The following is a 7,199-nucleotide window of genomic DNA, read 5'->3' on the forward strand; positions in this document are numbered from 1 at the left end:
CAAGCATGAGATATATCAACAAAAAAGACGGCCATAGCCGTCTTTTTTAGTACCTATTTTCAACATTTAATGCAGCCTTAATGTTTAACGGGTACCCTTATATGATGAACTCCGGTTCCTGGAGGGAGGATTACAATGTGAAAAAACCGCGAATAACGGAATGGACCGAACTGCGGGGCATTGCCTTTCTGGCAATCGTCATGCAGCATAGTATCGCTGAGTATATCTATCGCGCTGATATTGAACAACCGGATTCCATTATGCTGACCATGATTTATCATCTGACCCGATTTGGTACGCCAACGTTTGTATTTCTATCGGGTGTAATGTTGTTTTACCATCATCGTAACACCAAACCGGAATATCCTCGCTTCATTCGAAAGCGATTTGGCGATATCTATATGCCGTTTGTCGTATGGACACTGATCTACTGGCTTTCTGTCCGTATCTTCACCCCCGCGTTCTGGCTTGCAGGCATACCGGATTTTCGCAGTCTGATTCGTGAACTGTTTATACCACAGACGGGATATCATCTCTGGTTTGTCATTATGGTGTTTCAATTCTATATTCTGTTCCCCCTGTTCTGGACAGGAGCAAAAGCCATTCAGAGACGTATCCAGAACACCTCACGTTTCACGCCCATGCAAGTCATTATCGGACTAATTCTCTTTGCAGCAGCACTATATGCCCTGCTTATGCAATGGTCCTACTATAATATGGGGGGCTGGACAGAATCCATGTCTGAGCCTTGGTCAACGTTGCTGCAATATCGCTCCTATTCATGGGTGATGTACTGGTTTTACTTTTTACTGGGTGCCGTGTGTGCCTGGTCAGTGGATAGCTGGAGGAGTTGGACCACAAAGATCCTGCCATGGACGATCTGTCTGTTTATAGGGATGTATATATGGCTTGGTTACGATGTGCTGCGTGGGTCCGGGGATGTTGTTAATCTGAATATCTCCACCTATCTGAAACCAACCACATTCCTGATCATTATGGCTCAGATGTTTATGATGTATGGTTTCCTTGTACTGATGCGGGGCAAAGATACATGGTTTCAGCGCCTCTTAGCCTGGATTGGCCGTTATTCATTTGGTGGATATCTGGTTCATGCACTGGTGATCTACGCGATCGCTTATGTCACCAGACCGCTTCAACTCAGTGGATGGCATCTGCCTGTAACGTTGCTATCGTTCCTTGTAACCGTTGGTATTGCTCTTGCAATCAGTTGGGCGCTGTCCAAGCTTCCTGGCTCACGTTTCACCGTAGGGTTAATGCGCAAACCACGTTTAACTCCCAATCCATCAGCTGCTGTGGACAAAAGAAATTCACCTGAGCGAACTCCGTCACCCGGCTCAACTCGCAGTCCGGGAACGAGTGAGCCGTTTTAAAATAAAGAAGAGCGTCCCCTCACGGAGACGCTCTTCTTTATTTTACTTCGCTCGAAGTTGATCGTCCAGGAACAGGTTCCTGGGGACCCGGGGCTGGATGTACGTTGCCCTTCTGATTCACAAATCTCTTCAAATCACCCGTTAATTGTTCCTTCAGCTTGTCCACCAGCTGCGTTTCACTAATGCCTTTTGCCTGAGCAATCTCAGCCAGGGATTTCCCTCCCTGAAGCTGCTCGTGCAGTTGAGCAGGGGTCACTCCAATAAACCGGGCAATTTCGCCCTTATCTACCATGGAACGTTTGCCATGGTGGGCAAATTCACGCCGCAAATCACGCAGCGGTGTATTAATGACCTTTTTCAACTTGGTATCCATGTCTGCCTTCGTGGCTGCAGCTTGTTCCTTGGTGAGACAACCTTCTTCCACAGCTTGATCCAAACGCTGTGCCAGTGTAGGCTTCAACTTCTGCAATAACTGCTCCTCACTAAGTCCCTTACGCTCTTTCGCAATCTGGGACAACGTCTTGCCAAGTTCCATCTGTTCTTTCAGATCCCGAAGTCCAATCCCAAGCAAGTCCGCCGTCTCACCAATCATGAACAGACCGTGTCCTGCCTGCATGCATGGCTTCGCTGGTTTGCCGGAGGAAGAAGCTTTTGACGCATCGTCATGTTGCTCAGCACGAACGGCTGGATCAGCAAATGCCACATGTCCTGTTGTTGCTGTTATAACTACGGCTGCCAATCCGGCTGCCATCCATGTTTTCCATTTCAAATTCATTTTTCTGCCGCCTTTCCGATGTCGAAATCCTGTGCCCTCCTAGTTTGAGCCTAAAATCCACTTTTTTATGCCATAAAATACAAAAAGTCATCATTTTTCTCACAATTGATCACAAAAAATCCTATTTTTTTCAGTTTATTTCCGCTATACTAAGTGTAACTTCATGATCTAGTCGAACAGTCCTTAGTCACCTTATCGCAGGAAGGACGATATGTAATAATGCGGAAAGATTGGTTAGATCCGTTTAGATCCGATCTGGAGGTTGTGTTTGCTTCAGCGGAGCAACTCGTACGGGAATATCCCGAACCTTTGTCAGGACATGCATTAGAGCAGCTTCGTTCGGTTAATCCGCTGTTACGAGATTCGGGACACAGCTACATCGGGTACATCACTCCACTTTGGATGCAACACTCAGATAAACTACCCCCAGAGAAAGCACACCAATTAAGTACAGCCTGTCTCATCCATATGTTATATTTTCTGAATCAGGACGACGTGATGGATGAACAACCGGAGAATGCCACATTGAAGTTATCTCTTGGTAATCTATATTACATGGATGCACTTCAATCTTACTCGGTATTATTCAATCCTTCCTCCACGTTCTGGGTCTATTTCAGACAATATGTAGTGGATTGGGCCGTGAGTGTTACGGGTGAGCATTCCATTGATTATTTCCAACAGAATCCCTTGTTGATTGCGCAAAAGGCTGCCCCTCTCCTCATTGGAGCTACTGGTGCACTGCTTCTGCTGAATCAGTCCGACCGGATCATCCCGGTGTGTTCTGCCATCAACATCACACTCATGACACTCCAGATGACCGATGACTTCACAGACACGCAACAAGATGCTGTGCATGGAAACTACAACAGCTACCTCTCCCACATATCCGCAGCACTGAATCACAACTATCCAGTTCATCCTTTAAGCGAACGTATACATGACAATGTATACAATACACAACTCATGAACTCTTACGTAGACATTGCTTATCACTATAATCGTACACTAACATCGTCTAACTTAGGAATATCGCATCTTGAGGCGTTTAATTCTTATTTATGCAACACTTTAGTACAAGCTGTTCAGGACATTACACAACGGAAGAAACAGCTCCTCCAAGGTGGGTTTCATCACTGGATTAGCGAGCAACAGTTGGGATTCTGAGCATAAGGACTAAGCTGATTTAGTTTAATTTTAAATATGAAGGGAATGTTGACGATGATGGTATCAGAGAAAACGTTGCATGAGGATATTATTGAAAAGGCTTGGACTGACGAGCACTTCAGACAACAATTGCACTCCAATCCGAAGCAGGCGCTTCGTGAAGCGTTCGGCATCGTAATTCCGGAGCACATTCAGGTACGTACTGTTGAGGAGCAGCAGAATGACTATGTGCTTGTCATACCTCCCAATCCTTCCAAAGTAAATTATGATGTGAATTGCGGACCTTGGAGAAGTTAATTCGGGTGAGCTAATCTTGTAGTGTAAGAAATTAGGGGTAGGAACAAAAAAAAGCCGCTGTATCCTTCTGTGAGTTCGTCAATCGACGAACTCGACAAAAGATACAACCGCTTCTGTTCCTACCCCTTTGGTGCTTGTAAAGCTGATCTGTCCTTGCATCGCTTCAACAATTCGGAATGTCACCATCATGCCGAGGCCTGTGCCTTTGATTTTATTGGAGAAATAAGGCTCGCCCAACCGGGAGAGTGCTTCCTCGTCCATTCCTTCTCCGTTATCCCTGACATGCACCTTAATCATTCCATCCTGCTTGTACGCCCAGATATCAATCTGACCTTGTCCCTGCAGAGCTTCAATACTGTTCTTAATAATATTGATAAAAGCCTGCTTAAACTTCGAGGAATTGCCTCGAATATATAGATCTGGCGGAATGTCAGTGGTGATTTTACCACCTTCCAGATTAGCCATCGGCACAAGAATGCCTTCAATATGATTGAATTCATCCGAGATATTGAGCGAGATAATATGATCAAACTCAGGTTTGGCAAAGGTAAGAAAATCCGTTATGATGCCCGAAGCCCGATCAAGTTCTTCCAGTGCAATTCGCACATACCCCTTATTTTTGTTGTCTTCCTGTTCCGTCATAAGTTGCAAGAACCCTCTTGTCACCTGAAGTGGATTACGTACTTCATGGGCAACGGAAGCGGCCAATTCACTAATAATCTCCATTTTTTCGGATCGCTGCAACTCATTGTTGAACAGCTCCAGTTCCTTGGAATACTCTAGAACTTTAGTATGTTTTTCGGCAAAACGACTTCCGAGAATGGCAATCAACGAGATCACAAATGCAACCATGGACCATTTCCACCATAACAGATGATACGTCCCACTCCGCTGATAATACCATAACAGTTCAGCCACACTGATCAAGGCAAATGTACCAAATCCCGTTGCAAGCAGCATAGCTTCCCGATTTCGTTGCAGCGCTTTGGCGATGGTACCAACTAACAGGATTGTCAGCAGAATGACCAGCACAATGCCAACCACACGCTGTACGAGCAGATTGTAGAGGATCTCCCATTGCCCACCTGAAGTAACATAAATAAATAGAGAGAATACAGCGATAACTGAATATATGAATAGTATTTTTCGCAGTTTGGTGAAGATTCCATGCAGTCCTGGCCCGATAATCTGTTCAAAAAAATAACATAGCGCTGGCATACCCAGCAGCATCGCCAGATCAAAGACTACGGAATACAGGTCACCATATACCTGATAGAACGTATACAAAAATTGCGAGTACGTGATGATCATCGTGCCGATGGAACCCATCACGATGCATAGCGAGATCCATAATCCCTTATGGAATTTGCCAAGGAAGAATGTACAACTCAGCATCGTAATCGCTGTGAACACAAAGGTCGCGCCCAAAATTACATCAATAAGTCCGTTATGAATATATTTCTCCTGTAACGCGGCATAAGGTCCCACCTGAACAATACCTTGTATCCCCAGACGGCCTTTTTCATTTTGCGACCATACATAGAGCGTGTCACCTGAATTTTCGCTGGATAAGGGCAGCAACACAGCATTATTATCATAATTGTAATGATAGTTCTCGTAGACCTTGCGGTCTTCCAGATAAACAACAATATGATTGCCTTTAATGTTCTCAAATCGAATGGCTGAACTTTCCTCACTCAACTCAGGAATGGTCAGGCGAGTCCACAAAGAATTCGATCGATCCGTATTGCTATACTCTAACTTATCACTGCCCTGCTTTTCCCATATTTCGTCTGCTCCCTTAACCTCACTGATGAATCCTTGATCGTCAACGTTCCCCCATTTTACTTCCCATCCTGTAATGGATACAGGTTGCTGAACCACTCCTGTAGTTGCAAAGACTATCCCATGTGGCATGCCTAGAATAATCAATACACTCATCCATAAGATGACGATAGCTTTGGGCACATTTTTCATTCACAGCACCTCAAAGTTCTAATTTTCCCTATCTTAGATTCTCTCATTTATCATTCGCCACCGTTTGTCACGTCACCTTCTTGAGATAAAATGAAATTTCACATTTAAGTCGATTTATAGTCTTATTTCCATTTTATTGTTAAAGTTATTCAATTAATCACGCAGGTCTTCGAACTGGTTCACTATCATTTCCCGTTCTTTCTGTTCAACTTGACTGCGAAATTCAAGCCACTGCTCTGTCTCCTCATCATCATAGATGGTCCATATGTCGGAAAAAAGGAAATCCCGTAACTGGACAACTTGCCCAGACCATATACCGCCTACCCAAAACAAACCATCCGGACGACGGATGACGGTACGGGAGAACCCGGGTGTGGACGCCTTTTGCCCGATACGGATGCGTGTGATCATATTCCCCAGTGTATACCAGTCCACATGAATCCCTCCCTTACATATTCAAGCTTCATCATAACATAGGCAAAACAGGAAAAGCTGTAAAAACGGTGGCTGCGATTCAATCCTTTGCTCCGGGTGTAATGGTTTCTCAAAGCAAACAAACACGCTAAGGAGATGATTACAATGAATGAGCCCCATCGTACGGTTGAGGTAGAACATAAGGATGTTCAGCATAAATCGGATTCAAGTATGGTCGCTTCCACATTTATTAAATATGCCGCGTATATCATTATCTTTTTCGGATTCTTATACTTCTTGGTTAAATATGTATTCCCCAAATTCTAAGGCATTCATATCGTAGTGAACACCCGGAGATAATAACCTGTGCAAGATTACAACACTAGCGCTTTGGGTAACTACGGAGTAAGAAGCTTTGGACAACCGACAATGAAAGGAAGTGTTACTCATGTCTGACAAACCAATTAGTAACGAAGAGAGCGACCGCTATTATGACCGTTATCAGAGGTCCCGCGATATTCCACCAGAGACGGAAGTCCCGGAAGGCGATATGGACACCTTTGATGAAGTTTCCGGCAGACGGATTGTTACGGAAGATTCGGATCTGGCACCCGTAGCCGCAACCGCTGTGGATGAGCCGGAATTGGATTCACGTTTGGCTGAGACACCGCTGGAATCTGTACCGGATGCAGATCTTCTGCAACCGAACAGTCCGGTTGATCCTGCTGCACCCGATCCGGATGCGTTGCATGGTACCGACTTGCTTAATGGTGCTGGTGCGGATGCTAAACCAGAGAACGACATTCCACCGCGACATTAACAGCTGTTATGACATCCTGAATGAGGAGGTGCATACACGATGAAGGAAGATCGCCAAAAGCATGTGCATGAACCGGATAATCTCGTGACCGAACGGGATATTGACCCGGACTTCGGACTGTTCACTGAGGACTCCTTCCCCGAAGCACTTGAGGATGAGGATCAACGTGATGCGGTCGAACATGCCATTCCCAAAGAGAAGGCTTCTCGTAAGCCCTCTTCGGATGACTAACTTATATAGATCCGTAGTAGACTTAAAAAAGATGACGTCTGTAATTTCAGAGGCCACTGAAAAACTTACCATTTCAATTGTTAAGATTCATTTTAAATCAAAAAGGCTATATTTCGTTCACATTGGA

Annotated in this window: 9 protein-coding genes; 6 read left to right on the top strand and 3 right to left on the bottom strand. The window is 44.9% G+C overall.

Features of this window, described 5'->3' with window-relative positions; translation table 11 throughout:
- The first annotated feature begins 137 nt into the window (after positions 1-137).
- Positions 138-1,391, top strand: a complete 1,254-nt coding sequence (locus C170_RS16105) for an acyltransferase (RefSeq protein WP_036611527.1) — start codon at positions 138-140, stop codon at positions 1,389-1,391.
- Positions 1,392-1,428: 37 nt separating this feature from the next.
- On the opposite strand, the gene C170_RS16110 is transcribed toward C170_RS16105, so the two are convergent.
- On the bottom strand, positions 1,429-2,166 hold the full coding sequence (locus C170_RS16110; RefSeq protein ID WP_036611530.1) for a hypothetical protein: 738 nt from the start codon (positions 2,164-2,166) through the stop codon (positions 1,429-1,431).
- 219 nt (positions 2,167-2,385) lie between these two features.
- On the opposite strand from C170_RS16110, the gene C170_RS16115 reads away from it, so the two are divergent.
- The gene (locus tag C170_RS16115; RefSeq protein WP_051447227.1) at positions 2,386-3,333 is read left to right on the top strand and encodes a hypothetical protein; all 948 of its coding nucleotides are present in this window, start codon (positions 2,386-2,388) and stop codon (positions 3,331-3,333) included.
- Between the two features lie 54 nt (positions 3,334-3,387).
- Positions 3,388-3,630 (top strand): NHLP leader peptide family RiPP precursor, encoded by a 243-nt coding sequence (locus tag C170_RS16120; protein ID WP_091015589.1) that lies wholly within the window; start codon positions 3,388-3,390, stop codon positions 3,628-3,630.
- Between the two features lie 78 nt (positions 3,631-3,708).
- Here C170_RS16120 and C170_RS16125 read toward each other — a convergent pair whose 3' ends face one another.
- On the bottom strand, positions 3,709-5,607 hold the full coding sequence (locus C170_RS16125; protein WP_036611532.1) for a sensor histidine kinase: 1,899 nt from the start codon (positions 5,605-5,607) through the stop codon (positions 3,709-3,711).
- A 153-nt stretch (positions 5,608-5,760) separates the two neighbouring features.
- Complete coding sequence (locus C170_RS16130; protein WP_036611533.1) at positions 5,761-6,042, bottom strand: hypothetical protein; 282 nt, start codon at positions 6,040-6,042, stop codon at positions 5,761-5,763.
- Between the two features lie 144 nt (positions 6,043-6,186).
- Here C170_RS16130 and C170_RS31170 point away from each other — a divergent pair, with 144 nt between their 5' ends.
- From C170_RS31170 to C170_RS16140, 3 genes are all read left to right on the top strand, one after another.
- Positions 6,187-6,348, top strand: coding sequence for a hypothetical protein (locus tag C170_RS31170; protein ID WP_017690239.1), 162 nt, complete (start codon positions 6,187-6,189; stop codon positions 6,346-6,348).
- A 121-nt stretch (positions 6,349-6,469) separates the two neighbouring features.
- Complete coding sequence (locus tag C170_RS30810; protein WP_036611534.1) at positions 6,470-6,841, top strand: hypothetical protein; 372 nt, start codon at positions 6,470-6,472, stop codon at positions 6,839-6,841.
- Positions 6,842-6,880: 39 nt separating this feature from the next.
- A complete protein-coding gene (locus C170_RS16140; RefSeq protein WP_036611535.1) occupies positions 6,881-7,072 on the top strand; it encodes a hypothetical protein in 192 nt (63 codons plus the stop codon).
- Positions 7,073-7,199: the final 127 nt, after the last annotated feature.

Source organism: Paenibacillus sp. FSL H7-689 (assembly GCF_000517905.1).
Taxonomy (GTDB): Bacteria; Bacillota; Bacilli; order Paenibacillales; family Paenibacillaceae; genus Paenibacillus; species Paenibacillus amylolyticus.

Bases quoted from the DNA above. Each gene is read 5' to 3' on its own strand.
- C170_RS16110 (WP_036611530.1), bottom strand. From the start codon at position 2,166: ATGAATTTGAAATGGAAAACATGGATGGCAGCCGGATTGGCAGCCGTA.
- C170_RS16115 (WP_051447227.1), top strand. From the start codon at position 2,386: ATGCGGAAAGATTGGTTAGATCCGTTTAGATCCGATCTGGAGGTTGTG.
- C170_RS16120 (WP_091015589.1), top strand. From the start codon at position 3,388: ATGATGGTATCAGAGAAAACGTTGCATGAGGATATTATTGAAAAGGCT.
- C170_RS16125 (WP_036611532.1), bottom strand. From the start codon at position 5,607: ATGAAAAATGTGCCCAAAGCTATCGTCATCTTATGGATGAGTGTATTG.
- C170_RS31170 (WP_017690239.1), top strand. From the start codon at position 6,187: ATGAATGAGCCCCATCGTACGGTTGAGGTAGAACATAAGGATGTTCAG.
- C170_RS30810 (WP_036611534.1), top strand. From the start codon at position 6,470: ATGTCTGACAAACCAATTAGTAACGAAGAGAGCGACCGCTATTATGAC.
- C170_RS16140 (WP_036611535.1), top strand. From the start codon at position 6,881: ATGAAGGAAGATCGCCAAAAGCATGTGCATGAACCGGATAATCTCGTG.